Consider the following 24,672-nt stretch of genomic DNA (forward strand, 5'->3'; position numbering starts at 1 on the left):
CACCAGGCCGCCGCCATCGCCCCCCGGGGCGCCCAGGCTGGCCCCGCCGCCGCCCGCCGCCACCACCACGCGGTGGCCGAGGGCCGTGCCGCCACGCCGCACGTCGGTGGCGCCGCCGCCCCCGCCGTGGTATTCGGCCTGGTACCAGTAGCTTTGCGGCGGTGGCACCGGCGCGCTGTAAATGTTGGTGTACTTCACGTTGCCGCCGCCATTGTAGCCGCCGCCCCCCACGGCCGCCGGCGGCGCGCCCACCCCCGCATACCAGTTGATGAGCGGCGTGCTGGCCGCCCCGCCCACCACCACCGTCAGCACCTCGCCGGGGGTCACGGCCAGGGTGGCCACCACCCGGGCGCCCTTGCTGGCGGGCGGAAATGGGTTGGCCTTGCCGGCCATGCCCGAGGCCCCCACAGCGTCGATGACGATACTCGTGACGCCCCGCGGCACCGTATAGGTCTGGGGGCCGCCCGTGAAGCCAAATGTCTGGGCACCGGGCACGTAAGCCGCCTCCGTGTTGCTGATGGGGGCCGTCCAGCCCGTGCCGTCCCACACGTTGAGGTGTTTGCTGTCGGTATTGAAGATGGTGAGGCCGGCGGCGGGGCTCGCAATGGCGTTGCGCTGTGCCTCGCTGAGGCGCGGGGGCAAAAAGCCCTTGTCGTTGGCCGGGGCCGTCACGTCGAGGGCAGCCGAGGCGGCCGGCGTGCTGGTGCCGATGCCCACAGTCTGGGCGAGAGCGGGGCCGAGGAGCACCATACTGAGCAGCAAGCTGCCGACGAAGGAGGAAACGTGTTTCATATCGCACAAAAGGAAGAGCGTGAACCCCGGCGCGGCCCCTGCAGGCCAGCCGTGCTGCAAGGTTACGGGCGTCTTTTCCCCCTTTGCAGGCCCAGTTATGCGAACGACCGAATACCGTGTGCGAACGACGGTTTGCCCCGCCCGCTCATTCTACTCCTTGCCCGGCAACCGGAACCACGCCCGCGTCCCGCCGCCCTCCCCGGCTTCCACATGCAGCTCCCCGCCCATCATGCCCACAAACTTGGCGCTGAGTGGTAGCCCCAGGCCCGTGCCCGGCTCCCCGTTGGTGCCCGCAGTGGAGGGCAACCGGTCCGCCGTCAGCAGCTCGGCCAGCTGTGCGGGGTCAATTCCCGGCCCCGCGTCCACCACCGCAAACTCCACCGCGCCATCGGCCCGGGCCGTGGCCGTCAGCTGCACCGCTCCGCCCTTCGGGCTAAATTTGAGGGCGTTACCGGTCAGGTTGCGCAGCACTGTAGTCAGCAAGCCGAGGTCGGCCCACACCAGTAGCTCGGGCGGGGCGCTGGTGCTGAAGGCAATGTGCTTGAGCTGGGCCGTGGGCGCGTAGAGCGCGGCCATACTTTGCAGCACGAAGCCCACCCGCAGCCGCTCGGGGTTGTTAATGAGCTGCCCACCCTGCGCCCGGGCCCACTGAAAGAGGTTATCCACCATGTTGCCCAGGTGCTGGGCGCCCGCATCGAGCGTCCGGATGAGGCTGTGGGCCGTGCTGCGCTCGGGTTGCTCAATCACTTCGTGCAGCAGGGGCGTCAGCTGCTGCAAGCTGGCCATGGGCGAGCGCAAATCGTGCCCGATGATGCGGATAAGCTGGTCCTTGGTGCGGTTGGCCTGCGTCAATTGCCGTTCCGAAGCCTGCAAGCGGCGGCGCTGCTGCCACAAGAGGCCCGCCAGCCCCCCCACCAGCAGCAGCCCGCCCCCCAAACCCCACAACCGCAGCCGCTGCTGCTGCGCCCGCAGCTCCGCCACGCGCCGCTGCTGCTCTAGCGTGCGAATGTGGAACTCCTTCTCCCCCACGTCAAACTTCACCTGCTGCTCCAGCAGCTCGGCGCGTTTCTGATGGCTCCAGAGGGTGTCGAGCAAGGCGTGCGCGCGCCGCAAGGTGTCGAACGCGGCCGCGCTGCGGCCCTGCGCGTGCAGGGCCCGGGCCAGCCCGCGCAGGGCATCGGCCTCATAGTCGGGCGTGTGGCTCTGCCGGGCGTAGCGCAGGGCCTCCGTGGCCACGCGCTGCACCTCGGGCCAGCGGCCTTGCTGCTCCCGCACCTCCATCAGGCCCATCGTAGCAAAGGCCTGGTAGTAAGCGCCCAGCCCATCGGCCAGCCGCACGGCCTGCGTCAGCACCAGGGCAGCCGAATCGAGCTTCGCGGGGTAATGCTGCAGCCCCGAGCCCCAGCGCGCCTGCGCCACAAACTCCGTCAGCCGGTCGCGGCGCTGCCTGCTAAGCTCCAGGAGCCGCCGATACGGCCCCCGGGCCGAGTCGAGCTCCTGCAATTCGAGGTAAGCAGCCGACAAGCCGCCCAGTGCAATCAACAAGGTACGCCCCTGGTAGTAAGGCGGCAGCCCCTCGGCCTCCCGAATGGCCTGCCGGTACAGCCGGGTCGCCAGTGCCGCGTCCTGCCGGTTAAAAGCCATCCCCGCCAGGCTTTGCAGCGACTCCGCCAGGAAGCGCCGCTCCCCCGTTTGGCGCGCCCGCTGCACCGCCGCCGTATAATAAGGCTGGGCGGTGTTGTCGTCGCTGTTCTGGGCCGCCAGGCCGCCCAGCTCGTTCAGCATCTCAAGCTCCCCGGGCACCCATTTGATGCGCCGGGCCAGCCCCAAGCCCGCCAGTAGCAGCTGCCGGCGCTCCGTTACGGGCCCGCCGGCCTCATCCAGCGCCCGCACCAGCCTCGTGGTAAGGTTAATGCGCGTGGTATCGGCCAGGCCGGACTGCCGCAGCACGGCGCGCAGCGAATCGGCGGGCGCAGCGGCCACCCGCGCCGTCAGCAGCAGCCCCGCCAGCAGCATCCCCCACCCCCGCCCCCCTTTTCCAGCCCCCTTTCCGTAACGTATGTCCATAGTGGTAAAAATAGGGTTCTTTTAGTTCTTATACCTGGCCTCCGCAGCGCCCTTGTCAGCCAGCCCGGCCAGCGGCGTCGCCCCCTCAGGTTTTTCAGTGCCCTTCCAATGCCGCTTATAATCATCGACAGCTAGCTTACTGACCTCCACGCATAACCTGTTGGCCTCCGCGGGTCGCATAATATCCTCCACGAATGCCCTGTTAGCCTCCGCGGGTCACTGACTATCCTCCGCGGGTCGCATGTTGCCCTCCGCGGGTTACATGTTGCCCTCCGCGGATGCCATGTTGGCCTCCGCGGGTTGCATGTTGGCCTCCGCGGATGCCATGTTGGCCTCCTTTTAGGGCTGATTGGTGCCAATCATCGTTTTCAGACGGCCATTTTCAGAAAAATGAAGGGTACCGGCCGTCCCGCAGCCGCGCCACAAGATTACCCGGTCGCGCCACTGCGCGCCAGCCCCACTTCTGCCAACGACCGGATAACGTGCCCGAACGACCAGCAGGCCGCCGGCGCTGCCTAGCGCAGCGTTGCCAGCCGCGCCAGCACCTCTTCGCGGTACACGCGCCCCAGCGGCCAGCGCTGCCCCCCAATGCACACCGCCTGGTAGTCGTAGGCCTCGATGGCAGCCACCTGCACCAGGTAGCTCCGGTGCGTGCGCACAAACTGTTCGGCCGGCAGCTTCTCCTCCAGCTCGCGCAAGCTGCTACGCACCGTGTACTTCCGGCCCTTGGTGTGCAAATGCAGGTACGAGTTGTCGGCTTCCACCGCCAGCAGCTCCCCAAAGCGCACCTTCAGCAAGCGGCTGCCCTCGCGCACAAACACACCGCCCAGCAGCACCGCCCCATCGGGCAATGCGTCGCCCGTCGCATCGGGCGGCAGCCCCAGCGCCGTGGCAAAGTGCTGCAAGGCCAGCTCAATGGTGTGCCCCAGCAGCGCCCCGTTGTAGGGTTTTCCCATAAAGGCGAAGGGTCCCACCTGCCGGGCCCGCGCAAACGTCGCCTAGTCGGGGTAAGCCGTGAGAAAGATGAGCGGCACCGGCCGCAACGCCACCAATTCGTGCGCCAGCTCGATGCCATCGCGCGTCCCGGCCAGGCCAATGTCGAGCAGCACCACATCCGGCTGCTCCTCCCGGAAGCGCAGCAGGGCCTCGTCGGCCGTCGGCGCCGTCCCCACCAGCTCATACCCCAAACTACGTATTATCAGCTGCATTGCGAGCACCTGCACCGGGTCATCCTCCACGGCAAGCACCCGAATAGTGGCATGAGGCATGGCGCGGAGGCTACTCAGAAGCAGCAGGGGGCTGCCCCGGCCCCCGCAAAATAACTACAATTCTATTATTCGGTCGTTAGCCGTCGCGCGTCCTCCTGTTTAGAAGCCCACGCCAGCGTACACCTCGGCCAGCGGCACCGCGCAGCCGATACTGCCCAGGTCGAGCACGGCAGCGGGGTCGCGGGTTTCGGTAAGTACCCAGCGGTTCAGCTCATCACGGGTATAAAGCTCGGCGTAGACGGTAGTGGAGTCAATCATCAGGTACTGCTGCAGGCTGGGCACCTGGCGGTAGAGCATGAACTTGTCGACGTAGTCGTAGCTAGTGGTGGACGCATAGGTAACTTCTATCAGCAGCGTGGGATTGAGCAGCGTGTCCGTTTCCTCAGCCGCTCTGAACTCCGGATTCCCGCATACAACCGCCAAAGCGGGGTAAGTAAAAGCCTGCCCACTCATAATTTGCAGACGCTGGCTGCTACCGACCGCAGTGCCGTTTTTACCACTTAGTTGACCGTGCAGAATGGTGAGGTTTGCGCAAATCAGGTTGTGCGCGTAGCCACTTTCATGCACTGGCTGGATTGCCCCATCGAAGTACTCGTGTTTGTGTTCCGCCCCGCGTTCCAGGCGCAACTATTCTTCGGGCGATACCCGCACAGAAGCGGGGTTTGTGGGTGCCGACGGGCTCACAGTGAATGACAAATAGAGTGAATTACCCAAAACTACGACCCCAACCCCGCCCGGGGCCTTACCTTTGTCCTTCGAATTCCGCCTTTTCTGTCCGTGCCCCATCTTTCTGCTGATTACTACGCCCACCCCACGGCTATCCTCGACGAGGGCTGCCACGTGGGGCGCGGCAGCCGCGTCTGGCACTTCACCCACGTGTCGGCCGGCGCCGACATTGGCGACGACTGCAACCTGGGTCAGAACGTGTTCGTGGCCGACGGCGTGACCCTGGGCCGCAACGTGAAGGTGCAAAACAACGTGAGCCTCTACGGCGGCGTCATCTGCGAAGACGACGTGTTTCTGGGCCCCTCGGTGGTCTTCACCAACGTCAAAAACCCGCGCAGTGCCGTGCCCCGCAAGGGCGCCGGCCACTACCAGACCACCTACCTCGAGCAGGGCGTGAGCGTGGGCGCCAACGCTACCATCGTGTGCGGCGTGCGCCTGGGGCGCTACGCCTTCGTGGGCGCCGGCAGCGTGGTAACCAAGGATGTGCCCGCCTACGCGCTGGTCTTCGGCGCCCCGGCCCGCCTGCAGGGCTGGATGAGTGCCTTCGGGCACCGCCTCACCTTCGATGAAAACAACCGCGCTACCTGCCCCGAAAGCGGCGAACAGTATGAATTATCCGACGGCGGCTTAGCCGTTCACCCCATCAGCTAAGTTTCCAAGTCTCAAGTCCCCAACGTGTACAACGAACTATTGCGCAAAGAGGCCACGCTGGCCGTTATCGGCCTCGGCTACGTGGGCCTGCCCATCGCCCTCGAATTTGCCCGTAAGCTGAAGGTTATCGGCTTCGATATCAACGCCGGCCGCATCGAGCAGATGAAGCAAGGCATCGACCCCAGCGGCGAGCTCGACAAAACCGCCTTCGACGGCTGCGACATCACCTTCACCGACTCGCTCGACGTGCTGCGGCAGGCGCAGTTCTACATCGTGGCTGTGCCCACGCCCATCGACGAGCACGCCCAGCCCGACCTCAAGCCGCTGCTCGGCGCCTCCGGCTCGGTGGGTAAGGTCCTGAAAAAGGGCGACTACGTGGTGTTCGAAAGCACCGTGTACCCCGGCTGCACCGAGGAAGACTGCATCCCGGTGATGGAGCGGCTGAGCGGCCTCAAATTCCCCAACGACTTCAAAGTCGGCTATTCGCCCGAGCGCATCAACCCGGGCGACAAGGAGCACACCCTCACCAGCATCGTGAAAGTGGTGGCCGGCTGCGACGACGAGTCGCTCGACATCATCGCCAAGGTGTACGAGCTGGTGGTATCGGCCGGCGTGCACCGCGCCAGCAGCATCCGCGTAGCCGAGGCCGCCAAAATCATCGAAAACACCCAGCGCGACGTCAACATCGCCCTGATGAACGAGCTGTCGATGATTTTCGACCGCATGAACATCAACACCTACGAGGTGCTGGAAGCCGCCGGCACCAAGTGGAACTTCCTCAAGTTCAGCCCCGGCCTGGTGGGCGGCCACTGCATTGGCGTCGACCCGTACTATCTGACCTACAAAGCCAAAGAGCTGGGCTACGACGCCAAGGTTATTTTAAGCGGCCGCACCACCAACGACAACATGGGCGCCTACATTGCCCGCAAGACGGTGCAGATGATGATTAAGAAAGGCAAGGACGTGGCCCGTAGCCGCGTGCTCGTCATGGGCGCCACCTTCAAGGAAAACGTGGAGGATATCCGCAACTCGAAAGTGGCCGACGTCATCCAGGAGCTCAAGAACTTCAGCGTCAACGTCGATATCGTGGACCCGCACGCCGACTCCGACGAGCTGCACCACGAATACGGCTTCCGCCTGACCCACAACGATGACCTGCGCACCGACTACGACGCCGTGATTGTAGCCGTGAGCCACAAGCCCTACGCCGAGAAGAACGAGGCTTACTTCGAGTCGATTACCGCCGACAATGCCGTGCTGGTAGACCTGAAAGGCTTGTACCGGGGCCAAATTAACAACCTGCAATACTGGAGCCTGTAGGTTTAGCCGTTAGCTAATAGCTGCTAGCTATTAGCCACTGGCATTCACAAAAAGCTATTGGCTAGCAGCTAATAGCTAACAGCTTAAAACATGAAGAAGATTCTCGTTACCGGCGGGGCCGGCTACATTGGCTCCCACGCCGTAGTGGAGCTGCAGCAGGCCGGTTTTCAGCCGGTTATTGTCGATAATTTCAGCAACTCGCAGGAATCGGCACTGGCCGGGCTGCGCGCCATCCTGGGGCACGACGTAACCTGCCACCGCATCGACTGCGGCGACGCCGAGGCCCTGCGCCAGGTGCTACGCCAGGAAGGTGAAGTAGCGGGGGTTATTCACTTTGCGGCTTTCAAGGCCGTCGGTGAGTCGGTAGCCAAGCCCCTGGCTTACTTTCAGAACAACGTGGGCTCGCTGCTGACTTTGCTGGCAGTGATGCCCGAGTTTGGCATTGAAAACCTGGTGTTTTCATCGTCGTGCACCGTGTATGGCGTGCCCGATGCCCTGCCCGTGACCGAAGAGACGCCCACCAAGCCCGCCAATTCGCCCTACGGCCGCACCAAGCAGATGTGCGAAGACATAGTGCGCGACGTGGCCGGCGCCCCCAATAACACCGTGCGCACCATCCTCTTGCGCTACTTCAACCCCATCGGCGCGCACGACTCGGCCAAAATCGGCGAGCTGCCGCTGGGCACCCCCAACAACCTGGTCCCCTTCATCACCCAGACGGCCGCCGGCATCCGTGAGAAGCTCACCATTTTCGGCAACGACTACGACACGCCCGACGGCACCAACATCCGCGACTACATTCACGTGGTGGATTTGGCCAAGGCGCACGTAGTAGCGGTGCAGCGTTTGCTCGACAAGCAAGCCACTGATACCGTGGAAGTATTCAACGTGGGCACCGGCCGCGGCAACACGGTGCTGGAAGTGGTGCAAACCTTTGAGAAGGTGAGCGGCCAGCAGCTGAACTACGCCATCGGCCCGCGCCGGCCCGGCGACGTGCCGGCTATTTATGCCGATGCTACGAAGGCGGAGCAGGTGCTGGGCTTTAAAACCGAAACCTCACTGGCCGATTCGCTGGCCAGCGCCTGGAAATGGCAGGTTGCTTTAGCGGATAGCCAATAGCTGCAGCTTTTATGCAGTCCTTAGCTGACAGCGTCGTTCATTTCGTTTATTAAAAAGCTAACAGCCAAGGCTATTAGCCAACAGCTAAACATGAAAATCCTCATTACCGGCGGTGCCGGCTTCATCGGCTCCCACGTCGTTCGGCTCTTCGTTACGAAGTACCCCGATTACCAGATTCTGAACCTGGATGCCCTGACTTATGCCGGCAACCTGGAGAACCTGCGCGATATTGAAACCGCGCTGAACTACCGGTTCATCAAGGGTGATATTGCCGACCAAAACTTTATCGACCAGCTCTTTGCCCATGAGCAGCCCGACGCGGTAATTCACCTCGCGGCCGAGTCGCACGTCGACCGCAGCATCACCGACCCGATGGCGTTTGTGAAAACCAACGTCATCGGCACCGTGAATCTGCTGAACGCAGCCCGTCAGCTCTGGCAGCCCGGCGGCTACGACGGCCACGTGTTCTACCACGTGAGTACCGACGAGGTGTACGGCTCACTGGACTTTGGCCCCGAGCTGTTTACCGAAGAAACGTCCTACGACCCCCGCTCGCCCTACTCGGCCTCGAAGGCATCGTCAGACCACTTTGTGCGGGCCTGGCACCACACCTATGGCCTGCCCATCAAGCTCTCGAACTGCTCGAACAACTACGGCCCCAACCACTTCCCCGAGAAGCTCATTCCGTTGGCCATTCACCGCCTGCGCACCGGCCAGCCGGTGCCGGTGTACGGCAAGGGCGAGAACGTGCGTGACTGGCTGTTTGTGAAGGACCACGCCACGGCTATTGACGCGGTTTTCCACCAGGGCAAAAATGGCGATACCTACAACATCGGCGGCGTGAACGAGTGGCAGAACCTGAAGCTCATCGAGCTGCTCTGCGACGTGGTGGACGAAAAGACCGGCCAGGAAGCCGGTACCTCGCGTAAGCTTATCAAGTTTGTGACCGACCGCGCCGGCCACGATATGCGTTACGCCATCGACTCCTCCAAAATCATGAATGAGCTCGGCTGGAAGCCTAGTGTGACCTTCGAGCAGGGCCTCAGCCAGACCGTGGACTGGTACCTCGCCAACGAAGAATGGCTCAACCACGTGACCAGCGGCGCCTACCAAGACTATAATAAGCAGCAATACGCGGGCCGCTAGGCTTTTTTAAATTATGAGTTATGAATTTTGAGTTTTGAGTTGACGGATACTATCTCCGCCGATTAAGAACTCAAAACTCATAATTCAAAACTCATAACTCCCCATCGTGTACGATACCCCTTTCCACTCCCGCCCGCTTTCCGACCTCACTTTCCTCGTCACCGGTGGCGGGGGCTTCATCGGCTCCAACCTCGTGGAGTACCTGCTGAAGTACGGCGTGGGCAAGGTGCGGACGCTGGACGACTATTCCAACGGCTTCCACAAAAACCTGGCGCTGTTTGCCGATAACCCGGCGCTGGAAATCATGCAGGGCGACATCCGCGATGCCGCCACCTGCGCCGCCGCCTGCGCCGGCGTGGACGTGGTGCTGCACCAGGCCGCGCTCGGCTCGGTGCCCCGCTCCATCAAGGACCCGGTGCTGAGCAACGATGTGAACGTGGGCGGCTTCGTGCAGATGCTGACCGCCGCCAAGGACGCAGGCGTGAAGCGCTTCGTGTACGCGGCTTCTTCCTCAACCTACGGCGACCACCCCGGCCTGCCCAAAGTGGAAGACCGCATCGGCAAGCCGCTCTCGCCCTACGCCGTGACGAAGTATGCCAATGAGCTGTACGCCGACGTGTTCGGCCGCACCTACGGCATGGAAATCATCGGCCTGCGCTACTTCAACATCTTCGGCCCGCGCCAAGACCCGGGCGGAGCTTACGCGGCCGTGATTCCGTTGTTCATCGACGCGCTGCTGAAAAACGAGGCCCCGACCCTCAATGGCGACGGCGGCCAGACCCGCGACTTCACTTTCGTGGAAAACTGCGTGCAGGCCAACATCCGCGCCGCCTTGGTGGAGAATCCCGAAGCCGTTAACCAGGTGTATAACATCGCCGTGGGCGACCGGACCTCGCTGGTGCAGATGTACGACATTCTGCGCGAAGAAGCGGGTTCGGACCTCGCCCCGAAATTCGGCCCCGACCGCGCCGGCGACATCCGCGACTCGCTGGCCGACATCTCGAAGGCCAACCGCCTGCTGGGCTACGACCCGCAGGTGCGCATTCGGGAAGGGCTGAAGCAGACACTGGCGTGGTTTAAGGAAAATCAGGCGTTTATTGCGGAGCGTAATTAATTAACTGTCATGCTGACGCAGGAAGCATCTTATCACGGCCACTTTCGTCAGAACCTCTGAACCCGAACGGCGCGAACGTGATAAGATGTTTCGCTACGCTCAACATGACAATCCCACCCTAAATGAAAGGCATTATCCTCGCCGGCGGCTCCGGCACCCGCTTGCACCCGCTCACGCTGGCCGTTTCGAAGCAGCTTATGCCCGTGTACGACAAGCCGATGGTTTATTATCCGCTGTCGATTCTGATGATGGCGGGTATCCGTGAAATCCTCATTATCACCACGCCTCACGACCAGCCGCAGTTCAAAAAGCTGCTCGGCGACGGCACGCCGCTGGGCTGCCGCTTCGAGTACGTGGTGCAGGAAGTACCCAATGGGCTGGCTCAGGCCTTCGTGCTGGGCGCCGACTTCATTGGCGACGACAAAGTGGCTTTGGTGCTGGGTGACAATATCTTCTACGGCGCGGGCATGGAAGAGCTGCTGAAAAGCAACAACAGCCCCGACGGCGGCGTGGTCTTCGCCTACCACGTGCACGACCCCGAGCGTTACGGCGTGGTAGAATTCGACGCCAACCGTCAGGCCCTTAGTATCGAGGAGAAGCCCGCCAAGCCCAAGAGCAACTACGCCGTGCCCGGCCTCTATTTCTACGACAACAGTGTGGTGGAAATTGCCAAAAACCTGCAGCCCAGCGCCCGCGGCGAATACGAAATCACCGACGTGAACCAGGAATACCTGCGCCGCGGCCAGCTGAAAGTAGGTATCCTCGGCCGCGGCACCGCCTGGCTCGACACCGGCACCTTCGAAAGCCTGATGCAGGCCGGCGAGTTTGTGAAAGTGATTGAGCAGCGCCAGGGTCTGAAAGTCGGCTCGATTGAAGAAGTGGCCTATCGCCAGGGCTTTATCGACGCCGACCAGCTGCGCGAAATCGCGGCCCCGCTCCGCAAGAGCGGTTATGGCGATTACCTGATGAACCTGCCGGAACAGCTGGTACTGGGTTCATAGAACGATAGGCAAAGAACGTCATCCTGAGCATTCCGCGCATCAAGCGGAGACGAAAGGACCTCGCCCACGCCTCGTGCGGCAGTAATCAAAAGTTACTACCACAGAGAAGCGGGCGAGGCCCTTTCGCCTTCGGCTCAGGATGACGCTCTGGTTTCTACTCGTCTAAATACTGGTGGACGAACTTAATGGCCATGCTACCCTCCCCCACGGCGGAGGCCACCCGCGCCATAGCCCCGGCGCGGCTGTCGCCGGCCGCAAAGATGCCGGGCACGCAGGTTTCGAGCAGGAAGGGCTCCCGGTCTTTCTTCCAGGAGGTGGCGTAGCGGCTGTCGGTCACGAGGTCGCGGCCGGTTAGCAGGAATCCTTTGGGGTCGCAGAGCACCTGGTCGGCCACCCACTCGGTGCTGGGCTTGGCGCCGATGAAGACGAAGAGGGCGCGGGCGTCGCGCTTTTCGGTGGTGCCGTTGTTGTCGAGCACCACGGCTTCGAGGTGGTCGCCGCCGCACACTTCGGTTACCCGGGCGTGGGGCAGGATTTCGATGTTGGGCGTCTGGGCAATCTGCTCGATGAGGTAGGCCGACATGGAGGCCGCCAGGCTGGCCCCGCGAATGACAATGAACACCTTACGGGCATAGCTGGCCAGGTACATGGCGGCCTGCCCGGCCGAGTTGCCGCCGCCCACGATGTACACGTCCTGCTGGTCGCAGGAGCGGGCTTCGGTGCGGGCCGCGCCGTAGTACACGCCGGCGCCGCTAAGGCGGTCCATGCCCGGCACATCGAGCGTGCGGTAGCTGACGCCGGTGGTGAGGATGACAGCCTTGGTGTTGATTTCGGTGCCATCGGTGAGGGTCAGCACCTTATAGCCGTCCTGCACGCAAAGCTTATTCACCTCCTGCGGGGCCAGGAATTCGGCTCCGAGGCGGGTGGCTTGGCTCCAGGCGCGGTGGGCCAGCTCGGCCCCGCTGAGGCCGGTGGGGAAGCCCAGGTAGTTCTCGATGCGCGAGCTGGAGCCCGCCTGCCCGCCGGGCGTCTGCCGCTCCACGATGAGCGTGCGCAGTCCCTCGCTGGCGCCGTACACGGCGGCGGCCAGCCCCGAGGGACCCGCGCCAACTACCACCACATCATACATTTCCTGCAGTTCGGTGCGGGTGAGGCCAATGTGATTGCCCAGCGAAGCCTTATCGGGGTTGGGCAGCACGGTGCCATCGGCACAGATGACGAGCGGCAGGTCGGTAGACAGGTAGCCTTTGGCGGCGACCAGCTCTTTGGCCTCGGGGTTGGTTTCGTAATCGAGCCACTGGTAGCCCACCATGTAGCCGCTCAGGAAATCCTTGAGCTCGTGCGACACCGGCGACCACTGGAAGCCAATGAGACGCAGGCCGTCGTATTTCGGTTTGTGGCTGACCTGCCAGGCATCCAGCAAGTCGTGCAGCGTGGGGTAAAGCAATTGCTCCGGCGGGTCCCAGGGCTTTATGAGATAGTAGTCGAGCCGGGCCGCGTTAATAGCGCGGATGGCGGCTTCGGTATCGGCATAAGCGGTGAGTAGCACGCGCTTGGCTTCCGGGAACAGCTCACGGGCTTGGGCCAGCAGCTCCACGCCTTCGAGGTCGGGCATGCGCTGGTCGGCCAGCACCAGGGCCAGGGTTTCCTCCTTGGCCTTGAGTTCACGGAGCGTTTCGAGGGCACCGGGGCCGGAATTGACGCGCAGGATGCGGTAATCCTTGCGGAATTCGCTACGCAGGTCGCGGTCGATGGCGGCCAGCACTTGTGGGTCGTCGTCAACGGCGAGAATGATGGGCTTTTTGGCGGCCATTTTGGGAATCTTGGTGAGAATGGAAATAATAACAAAGAACTGTCATGCTGAGCAATGCGAAGCACTCTCTCACGCCAGAAGAATTGAAGAACTGCACCGTTCTACTGTGAGAGGATGCTTCACTTCGTTCAGCATGACAGGTTAAACCCTACCCCGCCACCGGCAGCCAGGCGCAAAACTCAGTGCGCCCAGGCGCCGACTGCACCTGCAGCTGCCCATCGTGCTGGCGAATAATCCGCTGGGCAATATCCAGCCCCAGCCCGGAGCCGGAGCCCGCCTGCTTGGTAGTATAGAAAGGCTCAAAAATATGCGGCAGCACCTCCGCCGGAATGCCCGAGCCATTATCAATCAGAAAAACCTGCACGAAGCCGCCCTCCTGCCGGGTACGCAGCGTGAGCTCGCCGCCCTGGGTGGGCAGCGCATCGATGGCGTTGTCGATGAGGTTGGTCCAGACCTGGTTGAGGCTGCTGACCTGGCCTTTAATCTGGGGGAGGCCGGGGGCGTAGTCGCGCGTCACACGCACGTTTTTGGCCCGCAGTTGGAAGCCCAGCATGTTGAGAGTGCTGTCGAGGCCGGTGGTCACGTCGAGGGGCTCGGTGGCGGTGGCGCGGTCCATGTGCGAGTAGGTTTTCACGTCGCTCACCAGCTTGCTGATGCGGCTGCCGGCCTCCTGCACATCCTTAATTAACTGTAGGGTAGTGAGCTGGCCTTCGAGCCAGGCGAAGGCGGCGGGGCGGGCCGCGGGCGGCAGCAGGGCGGCGGCGGGGGCCAGCAGGGCCTGGGTAAGGTTGGCCGTCATGAGGCCGGCGGCGAGGCGGTAGCCCTCAGGCACGCCTTGTTCCTCAAGCCAGTCGGCCAGCTCGTCTTCGCGGTCGGCGCATTCGAGGGCCGAGAAGGCGGGCTCGGTGCTAGCGCTGGGCACGGCCAGGGCCGCGAGGGCGCGCATGGCCTCGGGGCTGGGGCAGTGGGCCACCAGCTCCTGCAGCAAGGCGGGTTTGGCGGTGGCCAGGGCGGCCAGGGCGGGCGCGGCGCGGGCAATGGCGGCGGCGGGGTTGTTGAGCTCGTGGGCCAGGCCGGCCGAGAGCTTGCCCAGGGCCCGCAGCTTGTCGTCGCGCTCCTGGGCGCGCACCTGGTCACGGCTGCGGTCGTTCATCACGGCCACCAAGCGCTGGGTAAGCTCGGGGCTTTCGTGCTCCAAGGCCGGAAACTGGTTGCGGTGCAGCAAGTAAAGCAGGGTGTCGCCCACGGCCACCCCGGCATTTTTGATGACGAGCAGCCGGGAGTAGGGCAGTACGCCGCTCACCGTGCCCTGCTCGGCGCGGAACAGGGGCTCGCGCGGGCCGTTGCCACTGTAGAACTGAATGGCGCCGCGCAGGATAGCCACCAGATAATCAGCGGGCGACTCGGGTTCGAAGATGGTGTCGCCGGGGGCGAAGTGGCGGACTTCGCCGTGGGCGAGCAGCCAGCTCAGCACCGCCTCGGGCAGTCCGGCGAAGGCGGTGACGGTGGCTAAATCGGCGGTGGTGAGGGTGGGCGTGGCGGTCATGGCTGCATAACCCGCACGGGCGCCACTTGTTGGGGCAGGACGTGGTATCTTGCGGAACGCTTTATTCTTACCCGGTTTTCTACCGCATGAGTTGCATTAGTTTCGGCTTCTCGCTACTGCTAGCCAGCATTTTATTTTATGCCCCTAACGCTTCGGCCCAGGCAGACCAGCGCCCGGCCACGCACATCGACTCCATGCGGGCGGCCCGCAAAGGGCCACCGGTGTACGTGCCCGCGACGTTCACTTTTCGCAGCGGCAAGCAGGTGCGCAGCTACGTCGAGCAATACCAGCGGTTTTACGTCGACCGCATCCCGTGCTACGAATCCTCGCCCGCGCAAATCCCGCCGCCGCCCCTGAAGGCCGTGAGCATCGACCGCCTCAAGAGCATGAGCGTGGAAGGGCACGAGCTGGAAACCTTATATGTGAAAGGCAAGCCATTGCGGGTGATGACCGAAAACATGGCGGCGCCCGGTCCGCTGGAGATTTTCGGTTACGCTATCACTAAAAGCAACATGCCCATTCCGATACCGCTGCCGGGCGCGGTGCTAGTAATTCCGACCGGCACGCACGACAAGGACTACTGGTACGTGCGGCAGGCCGGCGGCGAGCTGCAGGAGGTGCCGCGCTCGGGCAAGCAATTCGCTGACTTCATGAGCAAAGCCTTTGCCGCGCAGCCCGCGCTGGCGGCCCGCATCCGGCAGCGCAGCGAGGGCGCCGAGTTTAAAGACATGCCCGCCCTGGTGAAGGAATACAACGAGCACATTGCCGGCGAATAACGGTCGGTGCATTTCACTTTTCAGATTTTTGGGCAACTTTTTTAGCTTGCTTTGCCTTGTAAAAAGTTACCCAAAAATATTAGCAAACCTGCCGAAATGGCCAAAGCAAAAACCGTTTTTTTCTGTCAGAGCTGCGGCGCCCAGTCCGTGAAATGGATTGGCCGCTGCCCGGTATGCGGCGAGTGGAACACCTACGTCGAAGAGGTAATCCAGAAGGAAGAGCCCGCCCAGGCCGGCTCCTGGAAGCCCGCCAGCACCACGCCCGGCGGCAGCAGCACCAAAGCTGCCAAGTCGCGTCCGCTCAACGACATCGTGGCCGAGGATGAGCCGCGCATCATCACTTCCGACGGCGAGCTGAACCGCGTGCTGGGTGGCGGCATCGTGCCCGGCTCCATCGTGCTGATTGGCGGCGAGCCCGGCATCGGCAAAAGCACACTGATGCTGCAGATTGCCCTCAGCCTGCGCAAGCACAAGGTGCTGTACGTGAGCGGCGAGGAAAGCGAAGCGCAGATAAAGATGCGCGCCGAGCGGCTCGTGGACCAGCAGCACCCCAACTGCTACATCCTCACCGAAACGCAGACCCAGAACATCTTCCGGCAGATTGACCAGGTGCAGCCCAACATCGTCGTCATCGACTCCATCCAGACCATGCACTCCTCGCTGGTCGAAAGCGGGGCGGGCTCGGTGAGTCAGGTGCGCGAATGCACGACGGAGTTCCTGAAGTTCGCCAAGGAAACCAGCACGCCGGTGCTGCTCATCGGCCACATCACCAAGGATGGCTCGCTGGCGGGCCCCAAGACGCTGGAGCACATGGTAGATACTGTGCTACAATTCGAGGGCGACCGGCACATGAGCTACCGTATTCTGCGCACCATCAAAAACCGTTTCGGCAGCACCTCGGAGTTGGGCATTTACGAGATGCAGGGCACGGGGCTGCGGCAGGTAAGCAATCCGTCGGAAATTCTGCTTTCGCAGCGCTCGGAAAGCCTGAGCGGCATGGCCATCGGGGCCACGCTGGAGGGTAACCGGCCGCTGCTGGTGGAGGTGCAGGCCCTAGTGACTCCGGCCACCTACGGCACCCCTCAGCGCAGCAGCACGGGCTTCGACAGCAAGCGCTTACAGATGCTGCTGGCGGTGCTGGAGAAGCGCGCCGGCCTGCGCCTGGGGCAGCACGACGTGTTTCTGAACATCGCCGGCGGCCTACGGCTGGATGACCCGGCGCTGGACATGGCCGTGTGCGCCGCCGTGGTGTCGTCGCTCAATGACCTGCCTATTCCCGGCGACGTATGCCTGGCCGCCGAGGTGGGCCTGAGCGGTGAAATCCGGGCCGTGGCGCGGCTCGACCAGCGCCTGGCCGAAGCCGAAAAGCTCGGCTTTCGGGAGATGTACGTGTCGCACTTCAACGGCAAGGGGCTCGATTTGGCCCGCTACGGGCTGAAAGTGCAGCCGGTGAGCCGACTAGACGAGGTGCTAAACGGCCTCTTTGGCTGAGGTCTGAGAAATCGGCCCTGACAATCAATCCGTGGCCGGCGCTCAGGCGTAGGTCACGGATTGCCAAGGCCCGGACAGCCGGAATAAAAGTAGCCGCTGGATTGGACTTTATAAACCAAATCGCCGTATCTTCGGAGTGCTGATAGGCTTTTCCCGTGAATTAATCGGCCATAACTTTCCGTTTCCACCGCTGTTTTCTACCGACTTTCCCGTGGCTGCTGGCCCGTGCTATGATGCGTTTTTCTACTTCTGACTGTTTACGTGGGTTGCTGGGGGGAATACTCCTGCTATTGCCGTTGCTGGGCCAGGCCCAGAACACGGCGATACTGTCGGGGCGTGTGAGTGGGCCTACTACCGACTCACTAGTGGTGTCGTTGCGCGAGAACCCGCTCGACCCCAAAGAGAAAGTATTCCGCACTGCTCTCAACGACCGCGGCGAATTCAAAATCACGGTGCCCGTAGCGGTACCAACAAAAGCCGACCTCGTGTACGGCGACGACGTGGCCCCCCTTTACCTCGACCCCGGCACCGACCTCGACGTGCGCTTCAAGGGCGATGACATGGCGGGTACGCTGAAATTCAAGCCCAATGATGTGCCAACCGGCATTAAAGCCAAGATTTCCAATGGCTCGACGCTCACCACCGAGCAGCGCCACCGCCAGCAGGCCGCCAACGCCAACAACTACCTGGCCGAGTTTGACGCCCAGTTTGTGGAAAACGACGGTTTCCAGCCGCTGCCTGACAACATTCAGCTTTATGAGGCGCCGTACATTTCCTTTCTGGAGTACCGCCGTAAGCACGAGTTGAATTTTCTGGAAGACCGGGCGGCTAGGCAGTCGTTCACTCAAGAGTTTTACAACTACGCCAAGGCCGAGGTTATCTACTCTTACGCCAACGATAGGCTGATGTACCAGGACCTGCGCGAGCAGGTGGTGAACACCGAGGGCCGCCTGAAAATGACGCCTGACTACTACAGCTTCCTCAACGACCCGGCGCTGCTGAACTCGCCCGAGTCGGTGCAGAATGAGCTGTACCACGAGTTTCTGATTAATTACGTGCACTATGCCGTGGCTCAGGCCAAGCACCTGCGCTCCGACCCGAGCTTCTACATGGCTTCTTACGCCCTGGCCAGCAAGCAGCTGAATGGGGCCATCCGGCCTATCATTCTCGGGCGTATTCTGCAGGAGTCGTTCCGCTTTGGGCACGTCAAGCAGTCGGCGGCCATGCTGGCCGACTACCGCACTTTCGACCCGAAAAATCACTATTACAGTACGCTGAAGACCGATTTTGATAAGCACAAGGACTTTTCCATCGGCGCTCCGGCCCCCAACTTCAAGCTCACCAGCGCCACCGGCGACACGGTGCATCTGCACGATTTCACGGGCAAGCTGGTGTATCTGAACTTCTGGAAAAGCACCAATGGCTTGTGTCTGCGCGATTTGGCGTATGCCCAGGAGCTGATTCGCAAGTTTGAGGGCAAGAACATTGTGTTCATCAACATTGCGCTGGACGAGAACGAGCAGGCTTGGCGCCAGCTCGTGACCATCAAGAAGCTGCCGGGCGTGCACGTGCGCGTGGCGGGCGGCGGGCTGCGCTCGGCGCTGGCGCAATCATATGCGTTGCAGGAGGTGCCCACGTATATGCTGGTGGGTGAGGACGGCACCTTCCTCAACACCAAGCCGAAGCGCCTGAGCAGCCGGGCGGCAGTGGACGAAATCAACCAGTCGTTTGGCAAGGCCAGCACGTATAGCAGCACCATTGAGCTGCACCCGGCGGGCGGCAAGTAATAGTAAGCTCAGGAGTTTAAGTTAAAAGTTGAGAGTTAAAAGTTAAAAGGCCGGCGTGTCGTCAGGGTTTTAACTTTTAACTCTCAACTTTTAACTTATCATCTCAACTGGCGGTTGGTCCGGCAGATTCTTTCCGCTCCCCATGTCCTCCACCCTCACCGACGGACTCAACTTCCTCTACAAAGCCACGCCGCGCCGGGTATGGAACGCGACGCAAATTGTGGGCTCTTACATCCTGAGTAAGCTCACGGGCAAGGCGCGGCACCGGGGTATGCCGCTGGCTTTGAGCTTTGAGCCCACCACCAGCTGCAACCTGCGCTGCCCGGAGTGCCCCAGCGGGCTGCGCTCCTTCACAAGGCCCACGGGCATGATGCAGGAGGATTTGTTTAAGAAAACCATCGACGAGGTAGCCAGCCGCCTGTGGTACCTCATTTTCTACTTTCAAGGCGAGCCATATTTGCACCCCAAGTTTCTGGAGCTGGTGAATTATGCTTCGCAGAAAGGCATTTACACTGCCACCAGCACCAACGCCCACTTCCTGAACGAGCAGAACGCCCGCCGCACGGTGGAAAGTGGCTTGGACCGCCTCATCATCTCGCTTGACGGCACCACGCAGGAGGTGTACCAGCAGTACCGCGTGGGCGGCAAGCTGGAGAAGGTGCTGGAGGGCACCCGCAACGTGGTGAAATGGCGCAAGGAGCTCCGGTCGAGCACGCCGCGCATCATCTTCCAGTTTCTGGTGGTGCGGCCCAATGAGCACCAGATTGACGACGCCAAGCAGCTGGCCGAGGCGCTGGGCGTGGACGACGTGTGGTTTAAAACTGCCCAGATTTACGACTACCAGAACGGCTCGCCGCTCATCCCCACCATCGACTACTATTCGCGCTACGAGAACAACCAGAACGGCACGTTCAGCCTGAAAAACAAACTCGTAAACCACTGCTGGAAGATGTGGCACTCGTGCGTGGTCACCTGGGACGGCCTCGTGGTGCCCTGCTGCTTCGACAAGGATGCCGAATACCGCCTGGGGGATTTGAAGGAGCAGACCTTCGCCAGCCTCTGGCAGGGTAAGAAGTACCAGGGCTTCCGCAAGGCCCTGCTGAAGGGCCGCGACCAGGTGGAAATGTGCCGCAACTGCACCGAGGGCACCAAGGTGTGGGGGTAGGTTCAGGAGGAAGGTAGAACGCGACTCCCCCGTTTGGAAAGAAGGGGAGTTTCTCGTTCTACAGTCCGACAGCTACCTTTGGCTCTGCTGGCGAACGACAGTAGCCAGGCTATTTTCACACCTTCCCTCTTTTATCTTCATTCATGAAGCATTCTTTACTTTTTCTGGCCTTACTGAGTGTCGTAGGCAGCAGCGGCTGCGCTTCCATTGTCAGCAAAACCCGCTGGCCCGTTGCGGTCAGTAGCGTACCCGTTGGGGCCACACTCACGGTTACGAACCGCAAGGGCAAGGAAGTTTTTTCCGGGGTTACGCCGGCGGCAATAGAGCTTCGGTCGGGGTCGGCTTATTTCAAACGCGAAATCTACACGCTTACCTTCGCTACACCGGGTTATGCGCCCAAAACCACGACGCTCGAAGCGGGAATTAATGGTTGGTACTTCGGCAATTTTGCCATTGGTGGGGTTATCGGCTTCCTGATTGTCGACCCGATTACGGGGGCCATGTACCGCATTTCGCAAAAGGAGGTCAGCGTGGCGCTGACGCCCACCACGGGCTTTGTGTGGCCGGCACAGCCCGAACATGGCCTGCGTATTGTGTCGCTGAACGATGTGCCGGAGAGCCTGCGGCCGTCGCTGGAACGGCTGCCGTAAGCTGGGTAGCCATTTGACAAAAAAGGGGGCGTGAAGAATATTCTTCACGCCCCCTTTTTTGGGGGTAAGCGCTGGTGGCGCTAACGGCGCGACCGGGCGAACCACCCCCGTTTTGCCTGCGGCAAAACATCCCCTCCTTGGAAAGGAGGGGAGCTTGTCGTTCTACCGTTCGCCTTTCCCGAATACGGCCTCGGCCAGCGCCAGCACGGCGCGGCGGGTTTCGGGGGCGTGCTCGAAGTAGGAGAGGTGGCCGCTGGTTTCCAGGAACAGGGCGTGGGCTTCACTGGCCATTGCGGCTTGTTGCACCGAGTCTTCGAAAGGCACGGCGACGTCGTGCTTGCCGGCTACGAAGAGGACGGGAAACTCGGCGTTGCGCAGCACCTTGGTGCGGTCGGGGCGGGCGGCCATGCCGCGCATGGCCCCCACGATGGTTTCGACGGGCGTGGCCTTGCCGATTTCCTCCAGCAGCTCGCGCTGCTCCGTGAATTTCTCGCGGTTGACGGGCGCGAAGAGCGGGCGGATGAAGCTGTCCATGAACTTCTCGAGGCCGTGGCGCTCGACGAAACCGATGTTCTTTTCGCGGTTGGCTTTCTTCTCGTCGGTGTCGGGCAGGGCGGTGGAGTTGATGAAGGCCAGGCCGGCCACGCGCTCGGGCCAGCGCTCGGCCAGGGCCAGGGCCACGTAGCCGCCCATGCTGTGGCACACAAAGAGGGCCGGCTCGGGACAGCCTTTTTCATTGAGATAATCAATGACGTAGCGGGCCTGGGCCTCCATCGTGAAGTTGGCCACCGGGCCGCGGTGGGTGCCGTGGCCGGGCAGGTTGGGGGCCAGCAGGCGGTAGCCGGCGGGGAAGGGGCGGGTGAAGTCGGTCCAGACTTCGCGGCTTTCGGCGAAGCCGTGGAGGAAGACGATGGTGGGGGCAGTGGGAGTGGTCATGGCAATGCTACCTTGCGGCGAAACGGTCGGGGCTGATAAGCCCGCGACCGGCGGCTGGGTTTTCTTTTTGCCAAATCTACTGTATGATTTCACGCCAACGCATTCCGTTTGTCGTCGCCTTGGGCATTGGGCTGGTCTACGCGCTGGTGGGCCGATTCTCTTTAGGCATCGATTTGTTCGGCCAGGGCGGCCTGCTTTCCATTGCTTTCCTGGGGCTGATGCCGATAGGACTGGGGGCGCTGACGGCCCACTTCACACCGCGCGAGGCTAGCTGGAGTTGGCGGCGCGTCTGGGCGCCGTTTCTGGTGGTACTGCTGTTTCTGGTGGCCGCCCTCCTTTTCCAGCTGGAAGGCCTCATCTGCGTGATTATTATCTGCCCGCTGTTTCTCCTGGAGGCATTTATCGGCGCTATTCTCTACACCACGCTGGCCGACCCGCTCGACCAGCCCCGCGACAAAACCCTGATGGTAGCGGGCTTTGCGCTGCTGCCGTTTGTGGCCGCGCCGCTGGAGCAGCTCATCGCGGCGCCCGACACCTTCCGGCGCGTCGAAAACACGGTGGTTATCGAGGCGCCGGCGGCCGTGGTGTGGCAGCACATCGTGCGGGTGGCGCCCATCGAGGGGCGCGAGCTGCCCGCCAGCCTCACCGATGCCATCGGCTTTCCGCGCCCGGTGGAGGCCACGCTGAGCCGCGAGGGCGTGGGCGGGGTGCGCCACGCCACCTTCGAGCGCGGGGTGGAGTTCATTGAAACCGTGGACGAATGGCAGCCGCTGCGGCGGCTCTCGTTCAGCATCGTGCCCAACACGGCTACCATCCCGCCCACTACCTTCGACGAACACGTTATCGTGGGCGGCCGGTTTTTCGACGTGCTGCGCGGCACCTACGAGCTGCAGCCCCTGGGCCCCGGCCGCACCCGGCTGGTGCTGCACAGCCGGCAGCGCCTCAGCACCCACCTCAACTGGTACGCGGGCCTGTGGACGGGCTGGGTGATGAGCGAAATCCAGGGCCGCATCCTGACGGTGCTCAAGGCGCGCTGCGAAGTAGCGCGAACTTTGTAGTTCGCGTCCCCGCGCCGTTAAAGCCGTTCTGACGGCGCGGGGACGCGAACTACAAAGTTCGCGCTACTATCGCGTTACCATCGCGCTACTGCGGGTTACTGCCCGGCCACCGGCTGCGAGGCCACCCGCTCGCCAGCGGCCGTTTCCAGCCCGATGGTGAAGGCCGTGCCCGCCGGGTAGAGGTGGTAGAAGGCCGAGGAGTAGCGGAACTTGCCGGCCGGCAGGTAGGGGTGCTGCCCGATTTCCTCCACCAGCGTGCCATCGGGCCGGCGCACCCGGAAGCGCACGTTTTTGATAGGCTTGGCGAGGTTAAACTCGGCCGCAAAGGTCTGGTGCAGGAGCTCGGGCTCGTCCTGCGAGGTGTTTTCGTCCACCCGCATTTCCTTGAGCACCTTGCCCTGCGCATCCACCAGCCGGAACACGTACACGGGCTGGCTGGCGGCGTCCACGGTTTCGTTCATGCCAAAGGTGTAGCGCAGCACGCCGGGCGTCAGCCGGCGGTTGGTAAAGAGGTCGTAGCGGCGCTGGCCCTGGGCGTTGCACACCTGCAGCGTGGCCACCTGGGCCGTGGGGCTGTGGTAGAGCAGGGGCACGCGCCGGGCAAAGGTTTTGAGGCGGGGGGCGCGGGCGGTGGCGCTGCTGCGCACCCGGCTGCGGACCTGGCTGCTGACGCTGGCCAGGTAGGCCACGATGTTGGTGGCGCCGCGCAGCTGGGCGGGGCTCACCTCAATGTCGGTGGGCAGGGGCTCGCCGTCGGAGAGGTGCCACACGAAGCTTTGGCCGTAGCTGCCGGCCAGGCCGGGGTATTTCTGGAGGGAGTCGCCGAGGGCGGCGAGGCCCTTTTCGGCCCGCCCGGCGCAGGTGTAGGCCGTGGGCGAGCGGGGCACGTAGTCGTGCTTTTCCATGCAAAAGCCCCACAGCCGGATGGTGCGGCTGGCCCCGGGCGCCAGCACCAGCAGCTGCTGCTGAAAGGTGAACAAATCCTGCGCCCCGGCATCGGCGGCCACGAAGTGCAGCCCCGGCGGCACCCGCACGGGCAGTTCCTTCGGGCCGGAGTTGGTGAGGATGCAGGCCAGCGTTTCGGGCCCCAGGCCGTTGAGTGCCTTGGCGGTGAGGGTCACCTGGCCCTGCCCGATGGCCGTGAGCAGGTCGACGGGCGGGGCGGGCGCGGCCCCGGCCAGGCGGACCAGGAACAGGAGGAATAGCAGGGCGAGGAGGCGTTTCATGGGCCGGATAATGGTGACCGGTCTGACAACGTGGCGAACGCAGTTACAAGTATAGCCGCATCCGCGGGTCCGCCCGCATCACCGGATTCGGAGCCAGATTCGGCGCGGCGTACGGGGCCCTTCCAGAGCTCGGCCCCGGCCCCGTATGCCGCGCCGAAAGCTCACCCGAAGTCGGTGATGCAGGCGTGGGCGGCAACGGGCTTTTCCCCGCAGTCGGAAGAGGTGTCGTACGCCGCTACGGGCCTTCCACCGACTCCTATATAGCCGGCGGCAGCTTCCATTTGCGAAAGTCCGGCCGATTCTGTACTTTTCGGCATCACTCACCCTAACTCCTTCATCATATGGAACCCACTCCGGCTCCCACCTCCCGCAAAACCCCACTCCTGCCCCGCGGTGACCGCCAATTGGCAGCCCTCGCCGTGCTGGTGGCCAAGTACTGGGGCACCCAACCCTGGCTCACGCTGCGCTACACCACGTCGGACCTGTTTCTGCCCGTGGCCACCGGCTATGAAACGGCCGTGAGCAGCCGCGAGCAGGCTGGGGCCGCCCGCCCCGTGCTGGCCGACGAAATCCTCGAACTCGACCAGCTCATCGACGTCACGCTGTACCGCGTCAAAAACCGCCTCGTCGATAAGTACGACAAGAAAAAAGCCCCCAAGCACTACCTCACCGTGGGCATCATCAAGGACGGCAAAGAGTACATCATCGACGCCGAGCGCACCGCCCGCGCCGCCGCCCTGCTCACCCTGGTAGCCGGCCTCAAAAGCGAGAAAATCGACGGCGGCGAGTGGGGCACCGACTTCTGGGAGCCCATCGCCACCCGCTACAACGAGCTGGTGCCCCTGCTGGCCGATACCACCGGCGACATCGCCAAAGCCGTGGCCCACAAAGACACGCAGCGCGCCCTCGTCACCCAAGTCCTCTACAGCATCGCCAAAGTCCTCGACGCCAACTACCCCGACGAGGCCGAATACAAGGCCCAGCTGCGCGCCGCCGGCTTCCAGCGCGAAAGCTATTAGG

22 protein-coding genes are annotated in these 24,672 nt (G+C 62.8%); 13 read left to right on the forward strand and 9 right to left on the reverse strand.

Translation table 11 applies throughout. The annotated features are described in order from the left end of the window. The 5 genes from Q5H93_RS09780 to Q5H93_RS09800 form a co-directional block, all read right to left on the reverse strand. Positions 1-792: phage tail-like protein (locus Q5H93_RS09780; RefSeq protein ID WP_305006340.1), on the reverse strand; the 792-nt coding region annotated here is incomplete at its 3' end. Positions 793-942: 150 nt separating this feature from the next. Further along, entirely contained in the window at positions 943-2,859 is a 1,917-nt protein-coding gene (locus Q5H93_RS09785; protein ID WP_305006341.1) for a sensor histidine kinase, read from the reverse strand. A 515-nt stretch (positions 2,860-3,374) separates the two neighbouring features. Then, positions 3,375-3,815, reverse strand: a complete 441-nt coding sequence (locus Q5H93_RS09790; RefSeq protein ID WP_305006342.1) for a LytR/AlgR family response regulator transcription factor — start codon at positions 3,813-3,815, stop codon at positions 3,375-3,377. Between the two features lie 42 nt (positions 3,816-3,857). Further along, positions 3,858-4,127 (reverse strand): response regulator, encoded by a 270-nt coding sequence (locus tag Q5H93_RS09795; RefSeq protein WP_305006343.1) that lies wholly within the window; start codon positions 4,125-4,127, stop codon positions 3,858-3,860. Between the two features lie 99 nt (positions 4,128-4,226). Beyond that, positions 4,227-4,754, reverse strand: a complete 528-nt coding sequence (locus Q5H93_RS09800) for a Uma2 family endonuclease (RefSeq protein ID WP_305006344.1) — start codon at positions 4,752-4,754, stop codon at positions 4,227-4,229. Positions 4,755-4,904: 150 nt separating this feature from the next. Between Q5H93_RS09800 and Q5H93_RS09805 the strand changes: the two genes are divergently transcribed. From Q5H93_RS09805 to rfbA, 6 genes are all read left to right on the forward strand, one after another. Further along, a complete protein-coding gene (locus Q5H93_RS09805; protein ID WP_305006345.1) occupies positions 4,905-5,504 on the forward strand; it encodes an acyltransferase in 600 nt (199 codons plus the stop codon). A 24-nt stretch (positions 5,505-5,528) separates the two neighbouring features. Then, a complete protein-coding gene (locus tag Q5H93_RS09810) occupies positions 5,529-6,824 on the forward strand; it encodes a nucleotide sugar dehydrogenase (protein ID WP_305006346.1) in 1,296 nt (431 codons plus the stop codon). A 90-nt stretch (positions 6,825-6,914) separates the two neighbouring features. After that, positions 6,915-7,943: a UDP-glucose 4-epimerase GalE gene (gene galE / locus Q5H93_RS09815; protein ID WP_305006347.1), complete on the forward strand. Its 1,029-nt coding sequence runs from the start codon at positions 6,915-6,917 to the stop codon at positions 7,941-7,943. A 90-nt stretch (positions 7,944-8,033) separates the two neighbouring features. Then, positions 8,034-9,089, forward strand: coding sequence for a dTDP-glucose 4,6-dehydratase (gene rfbB / locus Q5H93_RS09820; RefSeq protein ID WP_305006348.1), 1,056 nt, complete (start codon positions 8,034-8,036; stop codon positions 9,087-9,089). A 106-nt stretch (positions 9,090-9,195) separates the two neighbouring features. Then, positions 9,196-10,203 carry an SDR family oxidoreductase gene (locus tag Q5H93_RS09825; RefSeq protein ID WP_305006349.1) on the forward strand — a complete coding sequence of 336 codons (1,008 nt, stop codon included), beginning with the start codon at positions 9,196-9,198 and terminating at the stop codon, positions 10,201-10,203. A 122-nt stretch (positions 10,204-10,325) separates the two neighbouring features. Beyond that, positions 10,326-11,204 (forward strand): glucose-1-phosphate thymidylyltransferase RfbA, encoded by an 879-nt coding sequence (rfbA, locus tag Q5H93_RS09830; RefSeq protein WP_305006350.1) that lies wholly within the window; start codon positions 10,326-10,328, stop codon positions 11,202-11,204. A 154-nt stretch (positions 11,205-11,358) separates the two neighbouring features. On the opposite strand, the gene Q5H93_RS09835 is transcribed toward rfbA, so the two are convergent. Both Q5H93_RS09835 and Q5H93_RS09840 read right to left on the reverse strand, forming a co-directional pair. Beyond that, entirely contained in the window at positions 11,359-13,017 is a 1,659-nt protein-coding gene (locus Q5H93_RS09835) for an NAD(P)/FAD-dependent oxidoreductase (RefSeq protein WP_305006351.1), read from the reverse strand. Positions 13,018-13,165: 148 nt separating this feature from the next. Next, positions 13,166-14,563, reverse strand: coding sequence for a sensor histidine kinase (locus Q5H93_RS09840; RefSeq protein WP_305006352.1), 1,398 nt, complete (start codon positions 14,561-14,563; stop codon positions 13,166-13,168). 86 nt (positions 14,564-14,649) lie between these two features. On the opposite strand from Q5H93_RS09840, the gene Q5H93_RS09845 reads away from it, so the two are divergent. The 5 genes from Q5H93_RS09845 to Q5H93_RS09865 all read left to right on the forward strand — a co-directional run bounded on the left by Q5H93_RS09845 (position 14,650) and on the right by Q5H93_RS09865 (position 20,432). Then, positions 14,650-15,339 (forward strand): hypothetical protein, encoded by a 690-nt coding sequence (locus tag Q5H93_RS09845; protein WP_305006353.1) that lies wholly within the window; start codon positions 14,650-14,652, stop codon positions 15,337-15,339. Between the two features lie 96 nt (positions 15,340-15,435). Beyond that, positions 15,436-16,830 carry a DNA repair protein RadA gene (gene radA / locus Q5H93_RS09850; protein WP_305006354.1) on the forward strand — a complete coding sequence of 465 codons (1,395 nt, stop codon included), beginning with the start codon at positions 15,436-15,438 and terminating at the stop codon, positions 16,828-16,830. Between the two features lie 338 nt (positions 16,831-17,168). Further along, positions 17,169-18,617: a TlpA family protein disulfide reductase gene (locus tag Q5H93_RS09855; RefSeq protein WP_305006355.1), complete on the forward strand. Its 1,449-nt coding sequence runs from the start codon at positions 17,169-17,171 to the stop codon at positions 18,615-18,617. Between the two features lie 142 nt (positions 18,618-18,759). Then, a complete protein-coding gene (locus Q5H93_RS09860; RefSeq protein WP_305006356.1) occupies positions 18,760-19,782 on the forward strand; it encodes an SPASM domain-containing protein in 1,023 nt (340 codons plus the stop codon). Positions 19,783-19,925: 143 nt separating this feature from the next. Beyond that, positions 19,926-20,432, forward strand: coding sequence for a hypothetical protein (locus Q5H93_RS09865; RefSeq protein ID WP_305006357.1), 507 nt, complete (start codon positions 19,926-19,928; stop codon positions 20,430-20,432). Positions 20,433-20,594: 162 nt separating this feature from the next. On the opposite strand, the gene Q5H93_RS09870 is transcribed toward Q5H93_RS09865, so the two are convergent. After that, positions 20,595-21,368, reverse strand: coding sequence for an alpha/beta fold hydrolase (locus Q5H93_RS09870; RefSeq protein ID WP_305006358.1), 774 nt, complete (start codon positions 21,366-21,368; stop codon positions 20,595-20,597). A gap of 83 nt (positions 21,369-21,451) precedes the next feature. On the opposite strand from Q5H93_RS09870, the gene Q5H93_RS09875 reads away from it, so the two are divergent. Beyond that, positions 21,452-22,426 (forward strand): SRPBCC family protein, encoded by a 975-nt coding sequence (locus Q5H93_RS09875; RefSeq protein WP_305006359.1) that lies wholly within the window; start codon positions 21,452-21,454, stop codon positions 22,424-22,426. Positions 22,427-22,521: 95 nt separating this feature from the next. Here the strand turns inward: Q5H93_RS09875 and Q5H93_RS09880 are convergent, their stop codons facing one another. After that, the gene (locus tag Q5H93_RS09880; protein WP_305006360.1) at positions 22,522-23,652 is read right to left on the reverse strand and encodes a hypothetical protein; all 1,131 of its coding nucleotides are present in this window, start codon (positions 23,650-23,652) and stop codon (positions 22,522-22,524) included. A 341-nt stretch (positions 23,653-23,993) separates the two neighbouring features. Here Q5H93_RS09880 and Q5H93_RS09885 point away from each other — a divergent pair, with 341 nt between their 5' ends. Continuing rightward, positions 23,994-24,671: a hypothetical protein gene (locus tag Q5H93_RS09885; RefSeq protein ID WP_305006361.1), complete on the forward strand. Its 678-nt coding sequence runs from the start codon at positions 23,994-23,996 to the stop codon at positions 24,669-24,671. Position 24,672 lies beyond the last annotated feature (1 nt).

Source organism: Hymenobacter aranciens (genome assembly GCF_030580865.1).
Classification (GTDB): domain Bacteria; phylum Bacteroidota; class Bacteroidia; order Cytophagales; family Hymenobacteraceae; genus Hymenobacter; species Hymenobacter aranciens.

What these genes read in the sequence shown, in the direction of transcription:
- Q5H93_RS09860 (WP_305006356.1), top strand. Translation starts at nt 18,760, where the DNA reads ATGTCCTCCACCCTCACCGACGGACTCAACTTCCTCTACAAAGCCACG.
- rfbB (WP_305006348.1), top strand. Translation starts at nt 8,034, where the DNA reads ATGAAAATCCTCATTACCGGCGGTGCCGGCTTCATCGGCTCCCACGTC.
- Q5H93_RS09870 (WP_305006358.1), bottom strand. Translation starts at nt 21,368, where the DNA reads ATGACCACTCCCACTGCCCCCACCATCGTCTTCCTCCACGGCTTCGCC.
- Q5H93_RS09785 (WP_305006341.1), bottom strand. Translation starts at nt 2,859, where the DNA reads ATGGACATACGTTACGGAAAGGGGGCTGGAAAAGGGGGGCGGGGGTGG.
- Q5H93_RS09880 (WP_305006360.1), bottom strand. Translation starts at nt 23,652, where the DNA reads ATGAAACGCCTCCTCGCCCTGCTATTCCTCCTGTTCCTGGTCCGCCTG.
- Q5H93_RS09795 (WP_305006343.1), bottom strand. Translation starts at nt 4,127, where the DNA reads ATGCCTCATGCCACTATTCGGGTGCTTGCCGTGGAGGATGACCCGGTG.
- Q5H93_RS09845 (WP_305006353.1), top strand. Translation starts at nt 14,650, where the DNA reads ATGAGTTGCATTAGTTTCGGCTTCTCGCTACTGCTAGCCAGCATTTTA.
- Q5H93_RS09865 (WP_305006357.1), top strand. Translation starts at nt 19,926, where the DNA reads ATGAAGCATTCTTTACTTTTTCTGGCCTTACTGAGTGTCGTAGGCAGC.
- radA (WP_305006354.1), top strand. Translation starts at nt 15,436, where the DNA reads ATGGCCAAAGCAAAAACCGTTTTTTTCTGTCAGAGCTGCGGCGCCCAG.
- Q5H93_RS09875 (WP_305006359.1), top strand. Translation starts at nt 21,452, where the DNA reads ATGATTTCACGCCAACGCATTCCGTTTGTCGTCGCCTTGGGCATTGGG.
- galE (WP_305006347.1), top strand. Translation starts at nt 6,915, where the DNA reads ATGAAGAAGATTCTCGTTACCGGCGGGGCCGGCTACATTGGCTCCCAC.
- Q5H93_RS09885 (WP_305006361.1), top strand. Translation starts at nt 23,994, where the DNA reads ATGGAACCCACTCCGGCTCCCACCTCCCGCAAAACCCCACTCCTGCCC.
- Q5H93_RS09790 (WP_305006342.1), bottom strand. Translation starts at nt 3,815, where the DNA reads ATGGGAAAACCCTACAACGGGGCGCTGCTGGGGCACACCATTGAGCTG.
- Q5H93_RS09835 (WP_305006351.1), bottom strand. Translation starts at nt 13,017, where the DNA reads ATGGCCGCCAAAAAGCCCATCATTCTCGCCGTTGACGACGACCCACAA.
- rfbA (WP_305006350.1), top strand. Translation starts at nt 10,326, where the DNA reads ATGAAAGGCATTATCCTCGCCGGCGGCTCCGGCACCCGCTTGCACCCG.
- Q5H93_RS09840 (WP_305006352.1), bottom strand. Translation starts at nt 14,563, where the DNA reads ATGACCGCCACGCCCACCCTCACCACCGCCGATTTAGCCACCGTCACC.